We start from the raw sequence: 23,647 nt of genomic DNA, 5'->3' as shown, positions 1-23,647 counted from the left end.
CAATGAACCACCTAATAAGGAGATAAGCCGTGGAACAGTTGAGCTGGAATTTTATCGGGTACGTCAATCAGGCTCTGATTGATGTCGAGGACAGAAATCTTGTTGAAGCGCTGCTGAGTGGTTTTCACCGCCACCCCGACAAGTTGGATAAGTATTGCGAGACCTATGTCGACATGACGTCCAGCAACTGGACCGAGTCGTCACTGTGTACGTTCTTTTGTGGCTGGCGCAGCCCGGACGGGGCGGCCCACGCGGTCTCCAGCATTATTGTGCGGATACTTCAGGAGTCCGAATCGTTAACGGACGATGCCAAGTTGAAGATGCTGGACGCGGCGCGGCACTGTGGGGAAATCATCATTGAAGATGTGGGGCTCGGCGAAATGCACGGGCATCCGCACCATTCGAAGTTGTATTACCGCATGGCATCGGCCATCTGTGGCTCCGATGACTGGCGCCTCCAGGACCGCTTCCTGGACCCGGTCACCAAAGAGTTTTCCAGTTGGGTCGGGGAAAAAAGACCCCTGGCACCGGACCTCATCGAAGCGCTGGAAATGATGGCCATGACCGAGTTGTTCAACACTGGCGAATACAACTTGATGACCCCCATGTGGAAGCAATGGCTGCGCGAAGTTCGTGGCTACCCGTCGGGTGAAGCCAATCGCGTCGCCGCTTTCCTCAGTGTCCATTGCGGCAGCGTCGAGGCCCGTCATTTCAAGCATGCGGCACAGGCATTGGAGCTCTACGCCAGCGCGACCGAACAACCGATCAACTACCTGCGCATCGAGCGTCTTTCCAAGGACTACGTGGCCAAGGCTTGCGAGCACCTTGGCAAGATGGCGTCGGTGTTGCGAAGCGAAGTGCCTGCCTGGGATTGACCTCCATCCCGGCCATTTACCGATCCCGCCGACAGCGGCTTTCCACAGGTCACTTATCATGCGTGTCGAGTCCGATTCAATGGGTACCATCGAGGTGCCTTCCGACAAATATTGGGGCGCTCAAACCGAACGTTCCATCGTCAATTTCCCGATTGGCCGGTCTCGCTTTCAATGGGGCACGCCAATGATCAAGGCGATGGGGCTCCTGAAGAAATCGGCGGCGCTGGCCAATCTAAAACTGGGTGAATTGCCCGAGTCCATCGCGTTGCCGATCGTCGCGGCGGCGGAGGAAGTGATTGCCGGGCAACTGGACCAACATTTCCCTTTGGTGGTGTTCCAGACCGGCTCCGGCACCCAGTCCAACATGAATGCCAACGAGGTCATTTCCAACCGCGCCATCGAGATGCTGGACGGCGTGATGGGCAGCAAGTCGCCCGTGCACCCCAATGACCATGTCAATCGCGGGCAATCGTCAAACGACACCTTTCCGACCGCGATGTACATGGCGGTGGTCAGTGAGGTCTTCGAAACGCTGCTGCCGGACGTCTCCCGCTTGCGCGATACCCTGGCCGAAAAATCGCTGCAGTTTTGCGACGTAGTGAAAGTCGGGCGCACCCACTTGCAGGACGCGACGCCGATCACCCTGGGGCAGGAGATTGGTGGTTGGGTCGAGCAGATTGATTATGCGTTGGCGTCGATCCAACACAATCTGACCGGCCTGTACGACCTGGCCATTGGCGGCACGGCGGTCGGCACCGGTCTGAACGCCCATCCGTCGTTTGGTGACGAGTGTGCGAAGGTCATTGCCGAGTTGACCGGTTACCCGTTCAAGTCCTGCGCCAACAAATTCTTTGCCCTGTCGGCCCATGATGCGCTGGTGAACACGTCTGCCGCGATCCGCACGCTGGCCATGGCACTGCTCAAGATTGCCAACGATGTGCGCTGGCTGGCCAGCGGACCTCGCTGCGGCATTGGCGAAATCGATATTCCGGAGAATGAACCGGGCTCGTCGATCATGCCGGGCAAGGTCAACCCGACCCAGTGCGAGGCGCTGACCATGGTCTGCACGCAAGTCTTCGGCAACGATGCGACCGTGGCCTTCGCCGGCAGTCAGGGCAACTTCCAGCTCAATGTCTATAAACCGGTGATGGTGCACAACGTGCTGGAAAGCATCACCTTGTTGGCGGACGCGTGCCGGGCCTTTAACGATAACTGCGCCGTCGGTATCGAGCCGAACCTTCAAAAGATCAACGACAACCTCGAAAAAAACCTGATGTTGGTCACCGCGCTTAATCGGCATATCGGCTACGACAAAGCAGCGGTCATCGCCAAGACCGCCCATCACCAGGGCAAGTCGTTGCGCGAGGTGGCCGAACAGCTGGGCCTGGTGTCGACGGCGGATTTTGACCGCTACGTTGTGCCGTTGGACATGACTCATCCGTAACCGCTGCGCCGTCGCTCGCCTGATAATAAAAAAGGAGCTGGATTTGCATGATGGATACTGAAACCCGCCGAAGCCACCTGGCCGCGTTGTTCGAGAGCAAGCGTTGCCTGCGCGTACTTGAAGCCCATAGCCCGATATCCGCCTTACTGGCGCAGCGGGCCAGACTTGAACTGGCCCCAGGGCAGAGCGTGACCTACGACGCCATTTGGTCGAGTTCGTTGACGGACTCGACCCAGCGAGGTTTGCCGGACATCGAGATTCTTTCGCCCAGCAACCGTTTGCACGGCATTCGCGAGATTTTTGATGTGTGCTCGATGCCGTTGATATTCGATGCCGACACCGGCGGTAAATCGGAGCACTTTGCGATTCATATCAAAATGCTCGAACGGGCCGGCGTCTCGGCGGTGGTCATCGAAGACAAATGCGGGCTGAAAAAGAACTCGTTGTTTGGCAATGCCGTGAGCCAGGAGCAGGAGTCCATCGACGAGTTCTGCGAGAAGATTCGTACCGGCTGTGCCAGTCGCGACAGTCAGGGGCTGATGATTATTGCGCGTTGTGAAAGCCTGATTCTCGACCGGGGCATGGACGACGCCATTACCCGATGCATGGCCTACGTCGAGGCCGGCGCCGACGGCATCATGATCCACAGCCGCAAAAAGGACGGTCTGGAAATCCTCGAATTTGCCCGGCTGTTCCGCCGGCAATGCGCGCACGTGCCGCTGATTTGTGTGCCCACCAGTTACGCCCATCTGCGGTTCGAGGTATTGGAGAAAACCGGGTTCAACGCGGTGATCTACGCCAATCACATGTTGCGCAGCGCCTACCTGGCCATGCGCGATATGGCGGATGGCATATTGGCCAACGGTCGCACCCTGGAGATGGAAACCCATTGCCTGGGGATCGAAGAAATACTCGATCTGGTCCCCGGCACTCGGTAGTTCATCCGGGATTGGCGGGTGGGCACCATTCCTTGTGGCAAGCCCCCTCGCCACAGGTGTTGTGTTCGACTGACCTTGCGGATCACCGCTCCGGAAGCCCCCAACGTTCACGCAACTGCGCGTATTCCGTCTCCGGCAACTGCACCAGCAGCGGTATCTGACGCGGATCCAGCCAGGTGAACAACCGCGCAATGTCCGCCGGGTCCATGGCGGTACAGCCCAGCGTCGGCGCAGTTGGCCCGCGCCAGATATGGAAGAAAATGCACGAGCCTGAACCGGCCGCCGCCGGGGTGTTGTGCTCGATGAAAATGCCGTTGCGGTACATGTCATCGTTGCGGCGCATGCGCTCGGAGCTGTTCCAGTCCTTGGTCACCGTCGCGCCGTCGACCAGTTCGTTGTAGTGTTTGGACTGGCTGTCATCCACGCATTCGACGGTCGGGGTCAGCGGCAGGTAAGGCAGTTGGGTATCGGCGCTGTTGTCGTAGCCGAAAGCCGTGCCCAGTTTGAAGATCCCGGCCGGGGCCTTGCCGTCGCCTTCGTGCTTGATCGGTCCCGCGCGCTGTTCAACGACGGTCAGGCCCTTGCCCCAGGCCAGTCCGCTTTTACCAACCACCACCGCAAACGGCTCACCGATTTTTTGAAAGGTTTTGCCCTGGCGTTCATAGCGCTGGGCGCTGCCCTGGATGTCGGTCCAGTTTTTCGTGGTGACGATGATTAACTGATGACTGCTGCTGAGTTCCATTGGGGTAATGGGGAAATCCATGACCTGATTCAACGCCGGATTGCCGTTCCAGGTGAAGTGCCACCATTCCTTCGAATAGCCGACAAACCCTTCTTTGGCCATGGCGCTGGTGAGTCGCTGGCGATTGGCGTTGGCGGTCGCATTGATCGCGCTGCTGTCGGTGTGTGCCGGTTCGTCGAAGCAGTCGAAACCGGTGCCCATGTCCAGCGCACCGTCGTGCCAGCGCTGACCATAAGGGGCGGTGCAATCGACTTGTTTGGCCGCGGGTGTCCAGGTGTCGGCGGGCAGGGCGCTGGGGCTGGTCAGGGTCAGGTCGACCGTGCTGCCCTTGGAATGCCCAGAAACCCGCGCCACATACCCCAGGCGCCAGAAGTCTTGCTTGTTCACGCGCGGATAGAACTCGGCTTTGCTCGGATCGCCCGGCACTTTGGCGAAATTGCCCATGTCGGCAACGGCGCGGGCAGGGCGATAACAATCGAAGACCTTCAACCCGTAACCTTGCGCGTGCAACGCGGTTTGCACCCGGGCGAGGGCTTTCGCCGCGTCCGCTGACAACAGGCATTCGGGCGCCTCGTAACCGTCGAGTGGGTGGCCGGTGAAATTGTGGGCCGTGGCGTAGCGGATGTCTTGCTCGATACTCGGGGCGATCGAACGCAGATAAACCATGTGCTCGGGCCGAGGCTCGGCGCTGACCATGCTCGGCACGATAAGGCACAGGGTTGCCAGGATTTTGCTCAGAGCGTTCATGCGATGCCTCCAGAGAGTGTCCATATTCACCGGGTCGCACCTCGCGTATCCGCCAGAATCCGCGCCGCGTCCCGCGCCGGCGGCAGACCGAATACGCGAGCATAGTCGCGACTGAACTGGGTGGCGCTTTCATAACCGACGTCGAACGCGGCGCTGGTGACGCTGTGAGCGCTGGCCACCAGCAGCGTGCGGGCATGCAGCAGGCGAACGCGTTTTTGATACTGCAAGGGGCTGAAGTTGGTCACGGCTTTAAAGTGGCGGTGGAAGGCCGACACGCTCATCGCCGCTTTCTGCGCCAAGGCGTCCACTCGCAATGGCTCGGCGAAGTCGCGGCGGATCCACTGGATGGCCAGGCTCACGCGGGTCATCGCCGAATCCGGCGCGGCGATTTCTCGCAGCATTCCACCGTGGGGACCTTGCAACACCCGATAGAGAATCTCCCGCTCGTAGACCGGGCTCAATGCCGCGATATCCGCTGGCCGGTCTATCAAGCGCAGCATCCGCACCCAGGCATCCATCAACTCGGGCGTGACCGCAGCAATTGAAAAACCCTGTTCGTGACGTTCGACTGCCGGGGGCAGGTCGGCCAACAGGTTAGCCACCACCGCGGGATCGAGTGTCAGGCTGACGGCCAGATAAGGCTCGCCGGTCGCGGCCGGGTGCACCTGGCCTACGGCCGGCAGTTCGATAGACATGACGAAGTACGTCGCCGGGTCATAGCGCAGCGTGCGGTCGCCGACGGTCATCGACTTACTGCCCGTCAGGATCAGGTTGATCATCGGGTCGTAGACCGCGGCCAGCAGGTGCTCCGGGATCGCGCCCTGGACCATCGCCACCCGTGGAATACCGGTCTCGGTACGGCGGTTTTCAGCCCTGGCGGCGAGGGTTCTGAGTTCATTCAGTTGAGTGTTCATGGGGGGACATCTGATCCCAAGGCCACCCACTGCGCAAGCAAAAAGCAGAAACAGGCAGGTTTCGAGTAGAAACGGCTGTGCTCGTCGGGAGGTCAATCGCTACTGTGGTGACTCATCTCATTCACAGCGGAGCAGCACATGAACGTCATCCTGATCACCGGCGGCAGCCGCGGCATCGGCGCCGCCACCGCCCAGTTATGTGCCCGGCGCGGCATGGGCGTCATCCTGACCTACAAGAGCAATCCGCAGGCAGCCGAATCAGTGGTGGCGGGCATCAACGCCGAGGGCGGCAAGGCTGTCGCGCTTGAACTGGACGTGGGCAATGTCGGGTCGTTCGACGTTTTTGTTGGCGCGGTTCGGCAAGCGCTGCAATCGACCTGGCAGACCACGACCTTGCGCGGCCTAGTCAACAATGCCGGTCATGGCCTGTTCAACCCGATCGAGACGGTCACCGAAGCACAGTTCGACAGCCTGATGGGCGTGCATCTCAAAGGCCCGTTCTTCTTGACCCAGGCGCTGTTGCCGCTGATGGAGGAGGGCGCGAGCATCGTCAACCTGACCAGCGCAACAACCCGCGTGGCCACGGCCGGCGTAGCGCCCTATGCCGCGTTCAAGGGTGGACTGGACGTGCTGACCCGCTACATGGCCAAGGAATTTGGCGAGCGAGGTATCCGCGCCAATGCCGTCTCACCCGGCGCGATCCGCACGGAACTGGGCGGTGGCCTGAACGACGAATTCGAAGCACTGCTCGCCTCGCAAACCGCCCTCGGTCGGGTCGGTGAACCGGACGATGTCGCGCGGGTCATCGCCACGCTATTGTCCGAGGACAGTGGCTGGATCAACGGGCAGAGCATCGAGGTGTCTGGCGGCTATATCATCTGATTCAGGGAGGCGAATCCATGCTTGATCATGTGTTTATTTCGGTCAGCGACATCGATCGCTCGGTGCGTTTCTACAGCGCGGCGCTCGCCCCGCTGGGGATTACCGGGCGCCTCGACTTCGAGGGCAAGGACGGTCCGCCGGGCCACCCGGACCTCAAGGGGTTCGGCGCGCAAGGGCGGGTGTTTTTCTGGTTGCGTGAAGGGGTGGTGGAAGGGCGAGCCGCGCATGTCGGGTTCGTCGCCAACAGCACCGCCGAAGTGGATGCCGCCTACGCCGCGGCGATGGCGGCGGGTGCTACCGACAATGGCGCGCCCAGTGCACGGCTGTATTACGACCCGCGCTATTACGCCGCCAATGTGTTCGACCCGGACGGCTATAGCCTTGAATTTGTCTATAAGAGCTGGCAGCACTCATAAGTGACGGCAGGCCTTGAATACCAGGCTCTGTGGTTGTCCCGGCACGTCATCGAGCACATCGATGCGCTGCATGCCGATCTTCTCCAGCACGCCGATTGAGGCCAGGTGGCTCGGCCGGACCAGTGCAAACACCTGCTCGGCATTCAGCTCATCAAAGGCGAACGTCAGCGCAGCGTTACCTAGTCCCGTGGCGTAACCCTTGCCCCACGCGGCGGTGTCAAACCGATAACCGAGGTTCAGTCGCTCGACGTCGAGGTAGTTGTATAACGCGATACCGCCGAAACCGATGATGTGCTCCGGCGCTTCACGGGTGGCAATCGCCCATTGTCCGTAGCCGTTGGCGTTCCAGTGTTCAAGCCAGCCTTCCAGCAAGGTTTCAGCTTGATGGATGTCGGCCAGCGGTCCGGCCGGGTTGAATTGATTGGTCTCGGGGTCGCCGTAGATCGCAAACAGACGCGCCAGGTCATCGGCTTTCGCTGGCCTCAGGATCAATTGCGTCGTAGTGGTCATCATTTTTTCGGCGCCTTAGCGCTGCTGGGAATGTGCAGGTAAGCCATCACGCTTTCAGTCAACTCCGTCGCCAGTTTCACCGCTTCCTTGTTCCGCGCCATCACCCCCGCGACCAGACCTTCGATCAACGCGAGCACGGCGATATTGGAACTGGTCAGCACCGGATGATCGGCCGGGGCAAACAGTGTGTGTTCGGCGATGCTGGTCAGCGGCGAGGCGGGGGAGTCGGTGATCGCCAGCACCGTGGCGCCACGCTCGTTGGCGAAGCGCGCGAGTTGCAGGGTGTCGAGGGAATAGCGCGGTAGCGAGATCGCCAGCAACACGTCCTGATCGGTGATCGCGGCCAAACGGTACGCGGCGTTTTCGTTGCCGCCTTCCATGCTGATCGCGGTGGCGTCGGCGCAGAACGGCATCAGGGTCGAGGCGGCGAGGCCGGCGAAGTAGACGCTGTTGCCAAAGCCGAGGATGTAGATCTTGCGTGCGTTGATCAGGCAGGTGACGAAGGCCTCAAAGGTGTCGGCATGGTTGTTGGTCGCCGCCGTGGCGAGGTTGCTGCTGGCGCTCTGGATTTGCTCATGCAGGCCAAATGCACCGCCCGTGCGATGGGCCAGTTCGTTGCGCAGTTTGTCGACCGGCGAAACCATCTGCTGCAACGTGGCGACCAGCTCGGCCTTCATGCCGGTGTAGCCGCCCAGGTCCAGGGCCTTGGCCAAGCGGTTGACCGCGGCGGGCGAGGTCGAGGTTTCGTGGGCCATCTCTTCGATGGTCAACGTAGCGGCGCGCAAGGGGTGACGCAGGATAAAGTCCGCGACCTTGCGCAGCGACGGCGGCAACTCGGTGACGATTTCCGCCAGTTTGCGCATGACCGGCGCGGCATAGACCGTGGTGTTTTTCGAAGAGGTCGGCATGTGCGGCTCAACAGTTCCTGAGGGCATAAGGTTGGCTGGAGTGTATCCGAAGCCAACCGTGGGTGCGCAGCGCCAGCGGGATTACTTCAAGCTCCCGGACAGAAACTGCTGCAGGCGTTCGGACTGCGGATTGACCAGCACTTCGCGCGGGTCGCCACGCTCCTCGACCTGGCCCTTGTGCAGGAACACCAATTGGTTCGAGACCTCGCGGGCAAAGCCCATTTCGTGGGTCACGACCACCATGGTCCGGCCTTCCAGAGCCAGGTCCTGCATGACTTTGAGTACTTCGCCGACCAGTTCCGGGTCGAGGGCCGAGGTCGGTTCGTCGAACAGCATCACTTCCGGTTCCATCGCCAATGCACGGGCAATCGCTACGCGCTGTTGCTCGCCGCCGGACATGTGCGCCGGCCAGGCGTCCTTGCGATGGGCGACGCCGACTTTGTTCAAGTAATGCTCGGCCTTTTCCCGCGCCTCTTTCTTGCCCATGCCCAGCACGTGCACCGGGGCTTCCATGACATTTTCCAGGGCGCTCATGTGCGACCAGAGGTTGAAGTGCTGGAACACCATCGACAGTCGCGAACGCATGCGTTGCAGCTGTTTCGGCTCGGCGGCCTTGAGCCCGCCGAGTTTGTTGGTGATCAGTTTCAGCGGTTCGCCATTGAGCACGATGTTGCCGGCGTTCGGCTGTTCCAGCAGGTTGATGCAACGCAGGAACGTGCTTTTGCCGGAGCCGCTGGAGCCGATGATGCTGATCACGTCACCGGCCTTCGCTTCCAGGGAAACGCCCTTGAGCACTTCGTGTGAGCCGTAGCTTTTGTGCAGGTTCTGGATTTCAAGTTTGTACATGCTGTTCACTCTTCTGGAATCAGTCGCTGAGCAAGCGACCCTGGCGAATAAGGCGGGTGCCGGCGACTTTGGCCAGCCACAAACCGGGTTGGGCAAAGCGCAGGCGCTCGCGGGCATAGAGGATGCCGTCGGTGCTGGCGCGCACGATGCTGTGGCGATCGGTTAGCGGGTCCAGGACTTCGAACAGCGGATCGCCGACCCGGACCCGCGCGCCCAGCGGTTGCAGGAAACTCACGACGCCGGGGTGCGGCGCGTACGCGTATTGCGCACCGGCGAACGGCGTTGCTTCACAGCAGGTTAATGGCGCTTCTGGCCATTCACCGCTGATCAGGCCTTGTTCGGCGAGGTAGCCGAGAATGGCTTCGGCGCTGTCGATGCATTGCTCGCGCTCGGTGTCGGCCATGCCGCGCAATTCGATGGTGGTCGCCGCACAGGCCAGTGGAATAGCGGCTTCTGGAAACAGCTCGGCCAGTCGCAACCAGGGAAACGCGCAGGCTTCATCGAAAGCACTGCCACCGGCATCTTCGGCCAGCAACGCGGCGCCGGCACCGAGGCGGGCGGCCAATGAACGCAGGCGTGGCCAGTTTTGCGGCATGGCGTAAAGCAGCATGATCGACTCGAAATCGCAGTGCAGGTCCAGCACCACGTCAGCGTCGCAGGCGTGTTGTAGCAACAGACGGCGCAGGCCATCGAGTTCCGAGGTCGCAGGTGGCATGTCGGCGAGGACTTCGGCCATGGCGCGGCGGATCAGCGCGGTGTTGGCGTCGGCGTCGTCGCCCAGCTGACCTTGCAGCAGCGCCGCTACGGCTTCGGTCAGTTCCGGGAAGTCGCGGTTGAAATTCTTGCCGCTGTTGAACTCGAAACGACCTTGATGCGTCGCCTGGAACATTTGGCCGATACCGATCGGATTGGCCATCGGCACCAACTCGATCACACCGTTCAGCCGACCTTGTTCTTCCAGCACCCGCAGACGGCGCTTGAGCTCGACCGCCACACGCATCCCCGGCAGCTCATCGGCATGCAGCGAGGCCTGGATGTACGCCTTGCGCGGTCCGTTGCCAAAACGAAACAGCGACAGGCGCCGCTCCGTGCCCGAAGCACTCCACGGCAACAAATATTCAATGTGTTCCATAAACGCTCCTTAATGCTTGCGCGGTGCCAGGTACGCCAGCCAGCGGCGCTCGGCCAGCTTGAACAGACGCACCAGAATGAAGGTCAGGGCCAGGTAGATCAGGCCGGCGGTGATGAACGCCTCGAACGGCAGGTAGAACCGGGCACTGACCGTCCGCGCGGCGCCGGTGATGTCGACCAGCGTGACGATCGACGCCAGGCTGGTGGTTTGCAGCATCATCAAGACTTCGTTGCTGTATTGCGGCAACGCCCGGCGCAGGGCCGAGGGCAGGAGGATTCGCCGGTACAAGGTGAAGCGCGACATGCCCATGGCCTTGGCGGCTTCGATCTCGCCGTTGGCCGTGGCCTTCAAACTGCCGGCCAGCAGTTCGGCGCTGTAGGCACTGGTGTTGATCGCAAAGGCCAGGCAGGCGCAAAAGGTCGCGCTGGACAGGTACGGCCACAGCGCGCTTTCACGCACGGCGGCGAACTGCGCCAGGCCGTAATAGATCAGGAACAATTGCACCAGCATTGGCGTGCCGCGAATCACGTAGGTGTAGAGCCAGGCCGGGAAGTTGATCAACGGCGAGCGCGACACGCGCATCAGGGCCAGCGGGATCGCCAGCACCAGGCCGAACGCCAGGGAAATCAGCAGCATTTTGAGGGTCAACAAGGCGCCGTTGAGGTACAGCGGCAGGTTTTCCCAGATCAGGTTGTAGTCGAGCATCAGTGTTGGCTCCCGATCATAATTCGGCGGCTTTGATGCCGACCGAATAGTGTTTTTCCAGATAGCGCAGCACCAGCAACGACACACTGGTGAGCATCAAATACAGCGCCGCCACCGCGAGGAAAAACGTGAACGGTTCGTGGGTCGCATCCGCCGCGTTCTTGGCTTTGAACATCATGTCCTGCAGGCCGATCACCGAAATCAGCGCAGTGGATTTGGTCAGCACCAGCCAGTTATTGGTGAACCCCGGAATGGCGAAGCGAATCATCTGCGGCACAAGGATTCGCCAGAACACTTGCGCGCCACTCATGCCATACGCCATGCCAGCCTCGGCCTGGCCTTTGGGGATCGCCATGAACGCACCGCGAAAGGTTTCCGAGAGGTAGGCGCCAAAAATGAAGCCCATGGTGCAAACGCCGGCGATGAAGGGATTGATGTCGATGTAGTGGGTGTATCCGAGCGCGAGAGCGATGCGGTTCACCAGGTCCTGGCCACCGTAGAAGATCAGCAGGATCAGCACCAAGTCGGGAATTCCGCGAATCAGCGTGGTGTAGCTTTCGCCGAGCATGGCCAGCCATTTGAGCGGCGACAGGCGAAAGGCTGCGCCGATCAGGCCGAGGGCAATCGCCATGGCCATGGAGGTCAGGGCCAGGTTGATGGTCAGCCAGGCGCCATCGAGAATGCTCGATCCGTAGCCGTGCAGCATGATGAAGTCCTCAAAAAAACCGCGAGACAAACCACTGCGCCGTCTGCCAGAGACCGGCGCCAGGGTTGCAGGTAGGGGATTACTCGCCGTAGATATCGAACGCGAAGTACTTGGCCATGACTTGCTGGTACTTGCCGTTGGCGCGGATCGCGTCAATCGCGGTGTTGAGGCGTGCGGTGTTCACGCTGTCGCCCTTACGCACCGCGATCCCGGCGCCGCGACCGAAGTATTTCGGGTCGTTGATGTCCGGCCCAACGAGGGCGAAACCGTTGCCGGCCGGGGTCTTGATGAAGCTCTCATCGGTGTTGACGATGTCGGCGAGGGTGGCGTCGAGGCGACCCGAGGCGAGGTCGAGGAAGGCTTCGTTTTGTGAGCCGTAGCGCACCACTGAGACCCCGGCTTTTTCCAGTTGCTCGGTGGCGAAACGGTCGTAGGTCGAGGAACGTTGCACGCCGACTTTCTTGCCCTTGAGATCCACCAATGGATCGTTGATCACGTTGCCGGCCTTCATCGCGAACTTGCCCGGCGTGTGGTAGTACTTTTTGCTGAAGTCGACCGACTTCATGCGGTCTTCGGTAATCGACATCGACGACAGCACCGCATCGATCTTGCGCACTTTCAGCGAGGGGATCATGCCGTCGAATTCCTGGATCACCCACTCGCACTTGACCTTCATTTCTTCGCACAGCGCATTGCCGATGTCGTAGTCGAAACCACTGACATTGCCTTCCGGGGTCTTGTAGGAGAAGGGCGGGTAAGCGGCTTCGATCCCGATGCGCAGGCTGTCTTCATCGGCGTGGGCCAGGAAGCTGGCGGCGCATAGCGTCAGGGCGCCTAGAAGTGCTGTCTTGTTCATATTGTTGACTCCTTGGTGGGACGGTTGGGGGTATTGCTGCTGCCACAGGATCTGTAGCAGCTGCCGAGGTACGAGGCTGCGTTCGGCTGCGAAGCAGTCGTAAAACCTGAGTGCGCGGTCTTCCTGAAACACCGCAGTGTCTGATTTCACGACTGCTTCGCAGCCGAACGCAGGCTTCGCCAGCTGCTACAGAAACCGTGTTTGGCTGGCGATTTCTGGTGGTTTTGGTGTGGCTATAAATGACATGTAATATTTCACAAATCAATACACTGAAAATAAACATATCAAAACGGAGCGCAAAAAATCCCGCGTTTGCTCAGGTCTTGAAGGCTTGGAGGCTGGTCGCAGGAGGGTTTCAGCGGGACGAAGAGGTGGGGAATACCGTCAGTCGGATCACCTGCTAACGAGCTTTTTTATCGCTCCCAAGCATATTTTTAATAATTTTCCTCTGTAGAGGGATGTCGCACTATCGAGCCACACCCTGCGTGGTTCGGCGTTCCTGGATGGAAGCCGTTACTCAGAACGATGTAGGTCCCATGAGGCCAGCACGATGGAACTGTTATTGGTCTCTGGCCAGCACTGCCCGGCTTTACCCTAATTTTAAAAAAACAGCTGCGGGAGCGTTCCATGTCTTTAACCTTACGTACGTGCATCCCTTTTTCCCTGGCCCTGTTGTGCACCGGCGTGTTCGCCGCACCGCAGGATTTGACCGTCATTTCATTTGGCGGCGTCACCAAGCAGGCCCAGGACAAAGCCTACTTCCAACCCTTCAACGCCAGCGGCGCCGGACGCATCGTCGCCGGTGAATACAACGGCGAGTTGTCGAAGATCAAAGCCATGGTCGATGTCGGCCATACCAGCTGGGACGTGGTCGAAGTCGAAAGCCCGGAACTGTTGCGCGGCTGCGATGCCGGTTTGTTCGAGAAACTGGACGCGGCCAGTTTTGGCGATCAGAGCCAGTACGTACCGGGGACCTTTACCGAATGTGGCGTGGCCACCTACGTCTGGTCGATGGTCATGGCTTACGACCAGAACAAGCTGACCAAGACCCCGAGCTCCTGGGCGGACTTCTGGAACGTCAGCGACTTCCCGGGCAAGCGCGGACTGCGCAAAGGCGCCAAGTACACCCTGGAAATCGCGCTGCTGGCCGATGGCGTCGCGCCGGATCAACTCTACAAAGTGCTAAACACCCCCGAAGGCGTGAGTCGCGCCTTTGCCAAGCTCGACAAGATCAAGTCGAACATCCAGTGGTGGGAGGCCGGCGCGCAACCGGCGCAATGGTTGATTGCCGGTGACGTGGTCATGAGCGCCGCCTACAACGGCCGCATCGCCTCGGCGCAGAAAGAAGGCATGAACCTGAGCATCGTCTGGCCGCAAAGCCTCTACGACCCGGAATATTGGGCCGTGGTCAAAGGCACACCGAACAAGGCCCTGGCCGAGCGTTTCATCGCCTTCGCCAGCCAGCCACAGACCCAGAAAGTGTTCTCGGAAAACATCCCCTACGGCCCGGTCCACCGCCAGGCCCTCGCGCTGCTACCGAAGCAAGTGCAGGAGCAATTGCCGACTGCTGAAGCCAACATGGCCAAGGCCCGGGCGGTGGATGCGGAGTTTTGGGTGGATCATGGTGAGGAGCTGGAAGAGCGGTTTAATGCGTGGGCGGCGCGTTAAGTCAGAGCGAACACTGAAAAACCTGTGGCGATAGGGCTTTTGTGGCGAGGGGGCTTGCCCCCGTCAGGTCGCGAAGCGGCCCTCGCTTTTCCAAGCAAAGAAGGGGACTGCTGCGCAGTCCAACGGGGGCAAGCCCCCTCGCCACAGGTTCGGTGTGATGCCTGAGTGGTATCTGCCTTGTTGTGGCCCTGCCTGTGCCGCATCGAATCCGCTTTTTAGAGACGTGTGGTCCGTCATCTATATAAAAGCAACCCTTCATATCCTCGAAGCTATGCCAACAGCATCTATAGTCTTAACGGAAATTAATGGTTACAGACGCCATTAGTTCGTTGTGACGGTGATGATCGTCGTTCATGATCCAAGGCTCCGCCGTTGAGTGATGGCCATCTGGCCTCGTCGTTTCCAGCCTCGACCACGTTTCAAGAGAGTCTCCATGAGTTCAGGGATTAGTCAAAAGCTGCAGGGTAGCCGCAAGGAACTGCTTGATATCGGCCTTCGCAACACCATGTTGAATTTCCGCGCGTCAGCCAGGACGCTGGCGGTGGTGGATGAGCTGTCCGAATCGGTGTTCAACCTGCTCTATCGGCAGGAAAAGTCCATGACTTTTTCTCCGAAGGCGCGCCAAAGGATGGTGACTTTGGCGAGGTTCGAGCTGCCAGACGAAGACGACGCTCAGGACGCTGCGACTGATGAGTTGCTATTGGATGAGCTCGACAGTTCGGGTGAGTCATATGCTGTCGACGATGAGGTAGACGAGGCGGGTCGGGCGCGGCGGTATACAGATACGCGGCTGCAGACCGTTCTGGAGGAGGAGCGGCTTTTCCTGCAATTGCTCAGGATTCATTCTGAGTCGCGTGCCTTTATCGAGGAGCAAGGGGTCAACACGCTGTTTCTGGCACTGGGTTTCCTTCATTGGTACGAAGCCGATAGCTCGGAGAATTTGCGCAAGGCTCCCTTGATGCTGTTGCCGGTGACTCTTGAGCGCGGCGGCGCAAAGGACGCCTTCAAACTGAAGTACTCTGGCGACGAGTTGATGCCGAACTTGTCATTAATCGCCAAGCTCAAGACCGATTTTGGCCTCGACCTCGCGGCTTGTGATTTCAGTGAAGATCGCTTCGAGACTACAGAAGGTAGCCTCGACGGTTTTTATGCTGAAGTGGCGGATCTGGTTAGTAAACAACCCCGCTGGAAAGTGTCAGTCAACGAGGCAGCCCTCGGTTTTTTCTCCTTTGGCAAGTTTTTGATGTTCAAGGATCTGGACCCGAAGAGTTGGCCACAGGACCAGCAACCGGATGTCCACCCGGTAATCAATCGACTACTGGGCTCTGGCTTTGGTGATCAGCGACCTGCCTATGCCGAGGATGTGAACATCGATTCGGTGCTCCAGCCAGGAGAAGTGCGATTCGTCAAAGATGCAGACAGCAGCCAGACTGAAGCGATTCTCGAAGTGCGAGAGGGCGCCAACCTGGTTATCCAGGGACCTCCGGGCACCGGTAAGTCGCAGACCATCACTAACATCATCGCGGAACTGATTGCCCAGAAAAAAACCGTATTGTTCGTGGCCGAAAAAATGGCCGCTCTGGAAGTGGTTAAACGTCGACTCGACGAATGCCACTTAGGCGATGCGGTACTTGAATTACACAGCCACAAATCCACCAAAACCTCGGTGCTCAAGGAGCTGGGTCGCACGCTTGATCAGGGTCGCCCGCTGACTAAGGTGGGCGAGGACGACCTGGCCAATCTGGCGCAGTTACAAGGCAATTTAAACCAGTATTGCGCCGCAGTAAGTGCGCATGTAGGTGCCAGTGGCCAGGATTTTGTCGAGGTGTTGGGTCATTACCTCTCACTCAAGCGAAACTACGGCGTATTGCCAACGATCGCCTTCGCACCGATGGCGTCATGGACTCAAATTGATCAGAAAAAACGTCGCGATTTAGTTGTAGAACTGACACTCCACCTTAAGGAAATGGGGCGTCCAGACCTGAACCCATTCTGGGGTAGCAAGCGAACTTATTTTTCTCCTATTGAACAGAACAGCGCTAATGACGCGTTGCAACAAGCAAGTGCACATTTGGCGGCACTTGACGCAGCCGCCAAGGCGCTTTCGTTACGACTGATGCTGACCCAACCTGCGACCCTCGCTGACGTTGCTGTCATCTGCCGCGCCGCAAGGCGTGCGGCCGAAGCGCCCCGTTTACAAGGTGTAGAGCTGAGTACCGGTGACTGGCAACTGCGCCGCGATGCCATTCGCGAATTGCTCGATGCCGGTCAGCGCATGAGCACGTGCAAGGCTAGCCATGGCGGCCAATTGATCGAGGCCGCATGGGAGCAGGACTTGTTGGAGGTTCGCCAGAACCTGCTGGCTTACGGTGACAAATGGTGGAAGGTGTTTTCGGGGCGCTATCGCGGGTCCAAAGCTCGTTTACAAGGGCTTGCACAGGGTGCGTTGCCTGCGAGTAATGCCGAACAACTCCTGTTGGTCGACTCGGTTCTGACCTATCAACAAAGCCAGAAGGTCTACGACCTACACGAGGGCCTGGGCAACGCTCTTTTCGGCGCTCAATGGCAGCGTCAGCAGTCCGACTGGGCAGTACTTGAGCGCGTCAGTGCCTGGGTCGTCCAGCTATACGAAGATCTCGGTAATGGCCATGTTCCACAAGGGATCATCGCGTTCCTCGCCGGGCACACGGACGCCAGTGGGCTTGGGGATACGGTGAGTGACATCGAGGAGCATCTCGCTGGCCTCGCCGAGTCATTGCAAAGGGGCCTGGAGGTCATCGGCATGCAGGATGACACGGCGCAGACGCTGCAAAGCCTGGATCTTTCTGCCTTGGGAGCGCGCTTGCAGTTATGGCAGTCCAGCCTCAGCGCGCTGTACCAACTGGCTCGCCTCAACGTGCTGTCGGGCGAGATGCATCAGGCTCAATTGGACGAGTTGTTGAATATCGCCTTGCGAAGCGAAAATCCCGATCAGATACCCGCGATTCTCGACTTCTCCTGGTATTCGGGACTTGTACAGAAGGCCTACGCTGAAAAGCCGGCGTTACAACAATTTGATCGAATCAAGCACGAACATCAGATTGCCAGGTTCAAGGCACTTGATACCGCTTCGTTGAATCATGCTCAAACGTATCTGGCGCGTCAGGTATGGGAGGACATGCCTAACGTGAATCAGCCGGGTGAAATGGCAATCTTGCGCGCGGAGCTGAATAAAAAGCGCCGGCATATTCCGATTCGCCAATTGATCGACAAGACTGGTCGGGCCATTCAGCAAATCAAGCCCGTGTTCATGATGAGTCCTATGTCCATCGCCAACTTCCTTCCCCCGGGCAAGCTGGCATTCGACGTCGTAGTGTTCGACGAAGCCTCTCAAGTGAAGGCCGTCGACGCATTCGGCGCGATTTTACGCGGCAAGCAAGTGGTGGTTGTGGGAGACACCCGGCAAATGCCACCTAGCGATTTGTTTAGCCGTGACATCGCACCTGATGACGAAAACGACGTCACTGCGGACATCGAAAGCATCCTCAGTATGTTCAAGGCAGCGGGTAGTCAGGAGCGCTATTTGCGCTGGCACTATCGCAGCCGACACGAATCACTTATCGCGGTCTCCAACGTGGAGTTCTACGAAAGCAAACTGGTGGTATTCCCTTCGGCAGGCCAGCATATCCACGCCAAAGGTGTGAGCTTTGATTATCTACCACAGGCACTGTATGACCGTGGCCGCACACGGACTAACAAGGATGAAGCCAAAGCGGTTGCTCAAGCGGTAATGAAACATGCGCTGGAAACGCCGGAACTTTCGTTGGGCGTGGCAGCATTCAGCGTTCCGCAGCGTGACCTGATTAACGTTGAAGTTGAGTTGTTGCGGCGCAAGACACCCCAAGCCGACGTGTTTTTCACCGCACAGGGAAGCGAGCCATTCTTCGTAAAAAACCTGGAAAACATTCAGGGGGATGAGCGCGATGTAATCTTCATCAGTATTGGTTATGGCCGCAACGAATCCGGTCGTATCGCTCGAGAATTCGGCCCACTCAATAAAGATGGCGGGCATCGCCGGCTCAACGTTTTGATTACGCGGGCCAAATTGGCGATGCGCGTGTTTTGTAACTTCCGTGGCGATGAGTTGGAGATTGATGCCACCGCCAAACACGGCGTTCGTGCGTTGAAAAACTTTCTGAAGTACGCAGAAACAGGTGAACTAGAAGTCGCCACGGAAACCGGAAAGGCGACCGACTCACCCTTTGAAGATGAGGTGATCCGTTCGTTGCGCGATCTGGGCTATCAAGTTGAGCCACAAGTCGGCACTGCCGGGTACTTCATCGACCTGGCCGTGAAAGATCCCGACTTCCCTGGCCGATACGTGCTGGCTGTTGAATGCGATGGCGCTGCCTATCACAGCTCGCGCTCGGCGCGTGATCGCGACCGCTTGCGTCAAGGCGTGCTCGAAGGGTTGGGTTGGAACTTCCATCGAATCTGGAGCACCGATTGGTTTCGCAATCCTCAGCAAGTAATTATCCGCACCGTGGCGGCCATTGACGCGGCCCGTGAGCGCATAGCAAATCGTCGTAGTGCGTCCTCGGTCAAAGAAGTTTCGGTCGAGCCTCTACATGAAATTATCCGTGACGAAACCGTTTCCGAAGTCGACCCGGTCGCTAGCCAGCCTTATAAAAAGGCTCGACTCGCTGCAGTGACTAACCAAGTGGAGTTGCATCAACACCAAGTCGAACATCTACTGCAGCTGATACGCACAGTGGTCGAAGTTGAGTCTCCGGTGCATTCAGCGGAGGTTACCCGACGTCTCATGGAGGCCTTCGGGGTGACACGGCAAGGCACGAGAATTACTGCCGCCGTGGAGAACGCAATTGGTTTGGGTGTTAAGCAAAGGCACTTCTCGCGCCGGGGTGAATTTCTGCACCCGGTGGACAATCGCCCAGTTGTCATCCGCAGCCGAGCCCATTGGGAGTCCGCCGAACGCAAACTTGAGTGGGTGGCGCCGGAAGAACTTGATCAGGCCTTGGTAGAAATCATCATCTCGGGCTTTTCCATGAGTCAAGACGACGCGATATCTGGCGCTCTGAGACTTCTCGGCTTCGGTCGTGCGACGGCTAAGGTAACCGCGCTGCTGGAAGAAAGAATCGATCAACTGACAAGTAGCAGGCGGTTGGAGCTGCGAGAAGGTCGGCTAATAGTTACTAGTGCTAGTTGATGGGGAAGCGGTTGCCATTGGAGGCTGAGTTTCGAAGAGGGTAAATGTTGATTCGCAGAGAGAGGGAGGGATTGCCCACTCTCTGTAGCCCTTGTTTTTTTTCGGCGCTCTAGCTCGCCGTATTACGCGCCACCAACCGCAACCCACTCGCCACACTCCCCACCGCCGCAAACCCGGCCCCGATGCTCAACGCCAGCACCGGGCCGTGGGTGCCTGAAATCCCGAAGCTCAACGCCACCAACGCCGCGCCCGTCGCCTGGCCGATCAGCCGGGCCATGGCGATGGTGCCGCTGGCACCGCTGGCGCGTTCCCGGGGTGCGCTGGTCATCAGGGCTTTCTGGTTGGGGGCCTGGAAAAATCCAAAGCCGATGCCACAGATGATCATGCGAATCACGATCCCGATGGCGCTAGGATCGCTCGGCATGATCGCCAGTGACACCATGCCCGCGCTGAGGATGGCCAGGCCGATCCCGCCGAGCAGGCCGGGCGGATAGGTGTCGGACAGGCGTCCGGCCATCGGCGCGATCAGCGCCACCACGATGGACCACGGGGTCATCAGAAAACCGGTCTGGATCGGATCGCGTCCCAGGGTTGTTTCGAAGAAGAAGGGCAGCGAGACAAACGCCAACCCTTGGGTGGCGAAAGAACAAAACGCGGTCAGCGTCGACAAGGCAAACATCGGCCGCTTGAGCAAATCCAGAGGAAACATCGGCGCCGGATGCCCGGCCTCCCGGCGTAACATCAAGGCCCCGGCGATCAGGAACACCGCTAATGCGATCACCACGCTGCTCATCGAACCCAGCTGCGCTGCCTGACTCAGCGAGAAAATCAGTGCGCCGAAGGTGATGACATTGAGCAGCGCCGTCAGCCCGTCAAACACCACAGCTTTGGGCTGGCTGGTCGGCAAGGAACTCCAGGCGAAGGCCAGGGCAAACACACCGAGAGGCAGGTTGATCGCAAACAGCCACGGCCAGTTAGCCACCGACAGCACCAGCGAGGCGATGGTCGGGCCGGCGGCGAAGCAGGTGCCGACCACCAGCGCGTTCAAGCCCAGGCCTCGACCGAGGCGTTCCGGGGGGAAGATCAAGCCGATCAGCGCGGCGTTGACGCTCATGATCGCGCTGGCCCCGACGCCTTGGAGGACACGGGCCACGGTCAGAGTCGGCAGTGACCAGGCGAGGGCACACAATGCCGAAGAGGCCACGAACAGAATGATCCCGCCGAGGAACACTTTGCGATGCCCGACGATCCCGCCCAGTGCGGCAAACGGCAGCAACGTGGCCACGGCCGCCAGTTGATAGGCGTTGATGATCCACACCGACGCGGCGGGTGACGCCTGTAAATCCGCCGCAATGGTGGGCAGCGCCGTGTTGGCGATGGCGGTGTCGAGCACTGCCAGGGCAATCGACACCAGAATCGCCAACAGCCCTCGGCGTTCACGGGGGGTGAGTTGGCCGGGGGTGACGGCGGGCAGATTCGCGGCGGGCTGAGTCATCAGCTGCGACTGGCCAGGACTGAAAGACTGATCATTGAAAATCCCCGCGTGCAGGCGTTGCGCAAGGCCCTCACTCTACCTAAATCCGTTGCGGTTCTGTAGACGCTTCCGCGACTCACTTCGCCCCGAATAGCATCGTCCAATAGACGCCTTCGTCGCTGCGCGCATCCGTGGCAAAAGCGGCGCCGACCTGGGTAAACATCGGGTTCATCAGGTTGGCGCAATGCCCGGGGCTGGCCAGCCAACCGGCCATTGCCTTGCTCGGCGAGCCCTGGCCTGCGGCGATGTTTTCGCCGATCTGCCGGCCACGATAACCTGCCGCCCTGGCCCGATCCGCCGGCATCTCACCGTCGGGGTCCTGGTGCGCGAAGTAATTGCCGTAGGCCATGGCCTTGCTGTGGCCTTGCGCGGCGGCGCCCAATGCGGCGTTCCAACTCAACGGCCGGGCGGCGGCGAAGCGCTGGCGACCACACATGCGCGCCCTTGCCCGGGCGGCGTTGACTTCGGCCAGCAGCGTCTTGCTCGCCGCTCGACTATCGCCCATGCGGCTGTCGAGCAACGGCCGCGCCAGCACCACTTGCCACTCGCTGCGAGCGCGGCTGATGCCGATGTCGGCGTACTGCGCATCGAGCAGCGCCCCGCAATAGTTGCTCTGCAACATGTCGAAGGCGTCCTCGGCATCTTGCGCACCGACCAGGCGGATGGTGCGCACGGTCACCGCTTGATAGCCGTTCTGCTTCAACCCCTCGCGCAAGGCGCCGCCATAACCGACCGGCAAGGCCAGGTTCGACTTCAGCGTCAACGGCGTCAACGCCTGGCTCGGACGAACCGAGCAGCGGCGGGGGTGGGCACGGTAGTCATTGATGTCCGACACCAGTTGCCGTTCCTCACTGGCGTGGACGGGGGTGGCGAACAGGGAAAACAAAGGAAAAAGGCACAGCGAAACAACGCGAAAGGACACGATGGTTTGGCGCATGGGACGAACGGCTCTGATGAAAGACGACCATGGGGCTGAGGCTGCGCTTGCCGCGTGGGTGGGCGAGCGCAATTCAGGGCAGGTCTAAGACTGCGGGTTTTAAATCTGGTTCATGATGGCACTAGCTGTTTCATCCTCCGCGTAGTCGGTGATCGTCTATGCGTCTAGGGTTGAACGATCCCAGCAGACATCCTCCGGGACTGACGCGATGAAACCCAGAGTTAGCTTGATCACCTGGGCTGTCGACGACCTCAACCGAGCGATGCGTTTCTACTAAGGAGGGCCTCGGTTTACCGACCGAGGGCATCGTCGGTGGCGAGTTCGAAAATGGCGCCGTGGCCTTCTTTGACATGCAGCCGGGCTTTCGCCCTAACGCCCGATGTACTGCGTCGGTTATTGCCACACAAAATGATCGCGCCCTTCGGCAGCGCCTACAGAAGAATGGCGTACATCCCGTAGGAGCTGACGAAGGCTGCAGTCTTTTGAACTTGATCCTGTGGCGAGGGGGGGCCCCCCGTTCGACGGCGAAGTAGTCGCCAAACCATGTAGCGCGGTGCACCAGAAAAATCCGGATTGCAGGTTTTGGGGTCGATGCGCAGCCCAACGGGGAGTAACCCCCTCGCCACAAGCGCTAGTGCGACGGCATCGCCCGCAACCAACTCTAAAAAATATTAAAGGGTTCCTACACCCTGTCACTGAATATGCAGCGCCCACCAAAGCCTACCGATTGAACTCAATGCGCACCAGTACACCAAAACCGCCACAACATGAAGGACATTTCCGAAGACCTTGCCCGGAAATTTCGCCCAATACTGTCGCCGAAGTCAGGCTCGATTTCCCCACTTGCCAAGTAGTCACAATTGACCCAAAGCTGACGGTGGCGACAGGCAGAAATCGGCCAGAAGCAGCCCATCGCGATCAGAAACGTTTGACGACAACGCGTCGCTCTCGCACTCTGTTTTGCCCCTTATTTCTTCACTAGGCTTCCCTATGTCATTCGCAACCGTAGTGCTGCTCGACTCCTGGCCACAGCCAAGTACGTCGCCCGGACCCGTCGTGTTTGCCACGGACACGCAGCTATGTTTACGGTATTGCACCGCTGGGGAAGAAATAGCTGTAATCCATTTTCCCCTAGTTAAAAAAATTCAGTTCGGCTCACCAAACGACGAGGCTTTGGGCGGCCATCCGCTTATTGGACTTGGCCTCAAGCATTACCAAATTCATCGAATAGATAATTCACCTTGGCTAGCAGAGCTTGAGCAGAGAAACGCCATTCATCCGCGACACGATAAACAGCGGTTTCTAAAAGATGCCATCCATTATGTCTTTACGTTTCAGGACTCTACCCTGGAATGCATCGTAATTGAGGGGCAGTTCTGGCATCCAAAAGTACAAGTCTTTACCTCGGAGCAGAAGGCAAGGGATGTCTGGCGCGAACTGATAAATGACGTGGGCGCATGATCCCAATAGTCAAGAGTGGATGACCGCTTTGGGTCGATTGTTGTCTTTCGCCACAGGAAGCAATCGGCCAAAAGCAGACCATGGACACGTAGCTAATACGTCAGTAATGTGCAAAAAAATATGCCGCTTCCCCTCTAATTGATGTCGCGTTTACAGACTCGATTTTTTGATTGGTCAAGGGGTTACGCATGAACATGGAATGTTATGCGACATCGCATAT

General features: G+C 59.1%; 19 protein-coding genes. 8 read left to right on the top strand and 11 right to left on the bottom strand.

Translation table 11 applies throughout. The features are described 5' to 3' along the window. Nucleotides 1-29 precede the first annotated feature (29 nt). Genes ACA071_RS19920 through aepX form a run of 3 tightly spaced genes read left to right on the top strand, consistent with a single transcriptional unit; the run spans nt 30 to nt 3,257 of the window. Nucleotides 30-875, top strand: coding sequence for a hypothetical protein (locus ACA071_RS19920; protein WP_497640742.1), 846 nt, complete (start codon nt 30-32; stop codon nt 873-875). A 55-nt stretch (nt 876-930) separates the two neighbouring features. Next, complete coding sequence (gene fumC, locus ACA071_RS19915) at nt 931-2,319, top strand: class II fumarate hydratase (protein WP_497645356.1); 1,389 nt, start codon at nt 931-933, stop codon at nt 2,317-2,319. 47 nt (nt 2,320-2,366) lie between these two features. Then, a complete protein-coding gene (gene aepX, locus ACA071_RS19910) occupies nt 2,367-3,257 on the top strand; it encodes a phosphoenolpyruvate mutase (protein WP_497640741.1) in 891 nt (296 codons plus the stop codon). An 82-nt stretch (nt 3,258-3,339) separates the two neighbouring features. Here the strand turns inward: aepX and ACA071_RS19905 are convergent, their stop codons facing one another. Further along, nucleotides 3,340-4,746 (bottom strand): M15 family metallopeptidase, encoded by a 1,407-nt coding sequence (locus ACA071_RS19905; protein ID WP_497640740.1) that lies wholly within the window; start codon nt 4,744-4,746, stop codon nt 3,340-3,342. A 26-nt stretch (nt 4,747-4,772) separates the two neighbouring features. Next, nucleotides 4,773-5,660 (bottom strand): AraC family transcriptional regulator, encoded by an 888-nt coding sequence (locus tag ACA071_RS19900; RefSeq protein ID WP_497640739.1) that lies wholly within the window; start codon nt 5,658-5,660, stop codon nt 4,773-4,775. Nucleotides 5,661-5,798: 138 nt separating this feature from the next. Here ACA071_RS19900 and ACA071_RS19895 point away from each other — a divergent pair, with 138 nt between their 5' ends. Together ACA071_RS19895 and ACA071_RS19890 are read left to right on the top strand one after the other, a co-directional pair. Further along, complete coding sequence (locus tag ACA071_RS19895) at nt 5,799-6,542, top strand: SDR family NAD(P)-dependent oxidoreductase (protein WP_497640738.1); 744 nt, start codon at nt 5,799-5,801, stop codon at nt 6,540-6,542. 17 nt (nt 6,543-6,559) lie between these two features. Continuing rightward, nucleotides 6,560-6,958, top strand: a complete 399-nt coding sequence (locus ACA071_RS19890) for a VOC family protein (protein WP_497640737.1) — start codon at nt 6,560-6,562, stop codon at nt 6,956-6,958. Here the strand turns inward: ACA071_RS19890 and ACA071_RS19885 are convergent. The 7 genes from ACA071_RS19885 to ACA071_RS19855 form a co-directional block, all read right to left on the bottom strand. Beyond that, a complete protein-coding gene (locus ACA071_RS19885; protein ID WP_497640736.1) occupies nt 6,953-7,471 on the bottom strand; it encodes a GNAT family N-acetyltransferase in 519 nt (172 codons plus the stop codon). The two genes, ACA071_RS19890 and ACA071_RS19885, sit on opposite strands and share 6 nt — an antisense overlap. Beyond that, complete coding sequence (locus tag ACA071_RS19880) at nt 7,468-8,376, bottom strand: MurR/RpiR family transcriptional regulator (protein ID WP_497640735.1); 909 nt, start codon at nt 8,374-8,376, stop codon at nt 7,468-7,470. Before ACA071_RS19880 ends, ACA071_RS19885 begins: the two co-directional genes overlap by 4 nt. Nucleotides 8,377-8,457: 81 nt before the next feature. Then, complete coding sequence (locus ACA071_RS19875) at nt 8,458-9,222, bottom strand: ABC transporter ATP-binding protein (RefSeq protein WP_497640734.1); 765 nt, start codon at nt 9,220-9,222, stop codon at nt 8,458-8,460. Between the two features lie 19 nt (nt 9,223-9,241). Continuing rightward, a complete protein-coding gene (locus ACA071_RS19870) occupies nt 9,242-10,354 on the bottom strand; it encodes a succinylglutamate desuccinylase/aspartoacylase family protein (protein WP_497640733.1) in 1,113 nt (370 codons plus the stop codon). Nucleotides 10,355-10,363: 9 nt separating this feature from the next. Further along, nucleotides 10,364-11,059: an ABC transporter permease gene (locus ACA071_RS19865; RefSeq protein WP_497640732.1), complete on the bottom strand. Its 696-nt coding sequence runs from the start codon at nt 11,057-11,059 to the stop codon at nt 10,364-10,366. Nucleotides 11,060-11,075: 16 nt separating this feature from the next. Continuing rightward, nucleotides 11,076-11,765 (bottom strand): ABC transporter permease, encoded by a 690-nt coding sequence (locus tag ACA071_RS19860; protein WP_497640731.1) that lies wholly within the window; start codon nt 11,763-11,765, stop codon nt 11,076-11,078. A 79-nt stretch (nt 11,766-11,844) separates the two neighbouring features. Further along, nucleotides 11,845-12,621, bottom strand: coding sequence for an ABC transporter substrate-binding protein (locus tag ACA071_RS19855; protein WP_497640730.1), 777 nt, complete (start codon nt 12,619-12,621; stop codon nt 11,845-11,847). Between the two features lie 627 nt (nt 12,622-13,248). On the opposite strand from ACA071_RS19855, the gene ACA071_RS19850 reads away from it, so the two are divergent. Then, nucleotides 13,249-14,289, top strand: coding sequence for a gamma-aminobutyric acid-binding protein (locus tag ACA071_RS19850; RefSeq protein WP_497640729.1), 1,041 nt, complete (start codon nt 13,249-13,251; stop codon nt 14,287-14,289). Nucleotides 14,290-14,722: 433 nt separating this feature from the next. Beyond that, nucleotides 14,723-19,495: a DUF3320 domain-containing protein gene (locus tag ACA071_RS19845; protein WP_497640728.1), complete on the top strand. Its 4,773-nt coding sequence runs from the start codon at nt 14,723-14,725 to the stop codon at nt 19,493-19,495. A gap of 109 nt (nt 19,496-19,604) precedes the next feature. Here ACA071_RS19845 and ACA071_RS19840 read toward each other — a convergent pair whose 3' ends face one another. Together ACA071_RS19840 and ACA071_RS19835 are read right to left on the bottom strand one after the other, a co-directional pair. Next, on the bottom strand, nt 19,605-20,921 hold the full coding sequence (locus ACA071_RS19840; RefSeq protein WP_497645355.1) for an MFS transporter: 1,317 nt from the start codon (nt 20,919-20,921) through the stop codon (nt 19,605-19,607). 184 nt (nt 20,922-21,105) lie between these two features. Then, nucleotides 21,106-21,966, bottom strand: coding sequence for a CAP domain-containing protein (locus tag ACA071_RS19835; protein WP_497640727.1), 861 nt, complete (start codon nt 21,964-21,966; stop codon nt 21,106-21,108). Between the two features lie 1,056 nt (nt 21,967-23,022). On the opposite strand from ACA071_RS19835, the gene ACA071_RS19830 reads away from it, so the two are divergent. Continuing rightward, nucleotides 23,023-23,427 (top strand): hypothetical protein, encoded by a 405-nt coding sequence (locus tag ACA071_RS19830; RefSeq protein WP_497640726.1) that lies wholly within the window; start codon nt 23,023-23,025, stop codon nt 23,425-23,427. Nucleotides 23,428-23,647: the final 220 nt, after the last annotated feature.

Source organism: Pseudomonas sp. LBUM1646, from assembly GCF_059716165.1.
The sequence above is the reverse complement of the archived record's forward strand: the minus strand, read 5'-3'. Positions and strand labels throughout refer to the sequence as shown.

What these genes read in the sequence shown, in the direction of transcription:
- ACA071_RS19870 (WP_497640733.1), bottom strand. Translation starts at nt 10,354, where the DNA reads ATGGAACACATTGAATATTTGTTGCCGTGGAGTGCTTCGGGCACGGAG.
- ACA071_RS19835 (WP_497640727.1), bottom strand. Translation starts at nt 21,966, where the DNA reads ATGCGCCAAACCATCGTGTCCTTTCGCGTTGTTTCGCTGTGCCTTTTT.
- ACA071_RS19845 (WP_497640728.1), top strand. Translation starts at nt 14,723, where the DNA reads ATGAGTTCAGGGATTAGTCAAAAGCTGCAGGGTAGCCGCAAGGAACTG.
- ACA071_RS19850 (WP_497640729.1), top strand. Translation starts at nt 13,249, where the DNA reads ATGTCTTTAACCTTACGTACGTGCATCCCTTTTTCCCTGGCCCTGTTG.
- ACA071_RS19860 (WP_497640731.1), bottom strand. Translation starts at nt 11,765, where the DNA reads ATGCTGCACGGCTACGGATCGAGCATTCTCGATGGCGCCTGGCTGACC.
- ACA071_RS19895 (WP_497640738.1), top strand. Translation starts at nt 5,799, where the DNA reads ATGAACGTCATCCTGATCACCGGCGGCAGCCGCGGCATCGGCGCCGCC.
- ACA071_RS19885 (WP_497640736.1), bottom strand. Translation starts at nt 7,471, where the DNA reads ATGATGACCACTACGACGCAATTGATCCTGAGGCCAGCGAAAGCCGAT.
- ACA071_RS19890 (WP_497640737.1), top strand. Translation starts at nt 6,560, where the DNA reads ATGCTTGATCATGTGTTTATTTCGGTCAGCGACATCGATCGCTCGGTG.
- ACA071_RS19855 (WP_497640730.1), bottom strand. Translation starts at nt 12,621, where the DNA reads ATGAACAAGACAGCACTTCTAGGCGCCCTGACGCTATGCGCCGCCAGC.
- ACA071_RS19880 (WP_497640735.1), bottom strand. Translation starts at nt 8,376, where the DNA reads ATGCCGACCTCTTCGAAAAACACCACGGTCTATGCCGCGCCGGTCATG.
- ACA071_RS19875 (WP_497640734.1), bottom strand. Translation starts at nt 9,222, where the DNA reads ATGTACAAACTTGAAATCCAGAACCTGCACAAAAGCTACGGCTCACAC.
- ACA071_RS19865 (WP_497640732.1), bottom strand. Translation starts at nt 11,059, where the DNA reads ATGCTCGACTACAACCTGATCTGGGAAAACCTGCCGCTGTACCTCAAC.
- aepX (WP_497640741.1), top strand. Translation starts at nt 2,367, where the DNA reads ATGATGGATACTGAAACCCGCCGAAGCCACCTGGCCGCGTTGTTCGAG.
- ACA071_RS19900 (WP_497640739.1), bottom strand. Translation starts at nt 5,660, where the DNA reads ATGAACACTCAACTGAATGAACTCAGAACCCTCGCCGCCAGGGCTGAA.
- ACA071_RS19905 (WP_497640740.1), bottom strand. Translation starts at nt 4,746, where the DNA reads ATGAACGCTCTGAGCAAAATCCTGGCAACCCTGTGCCTTATCGTGCCG.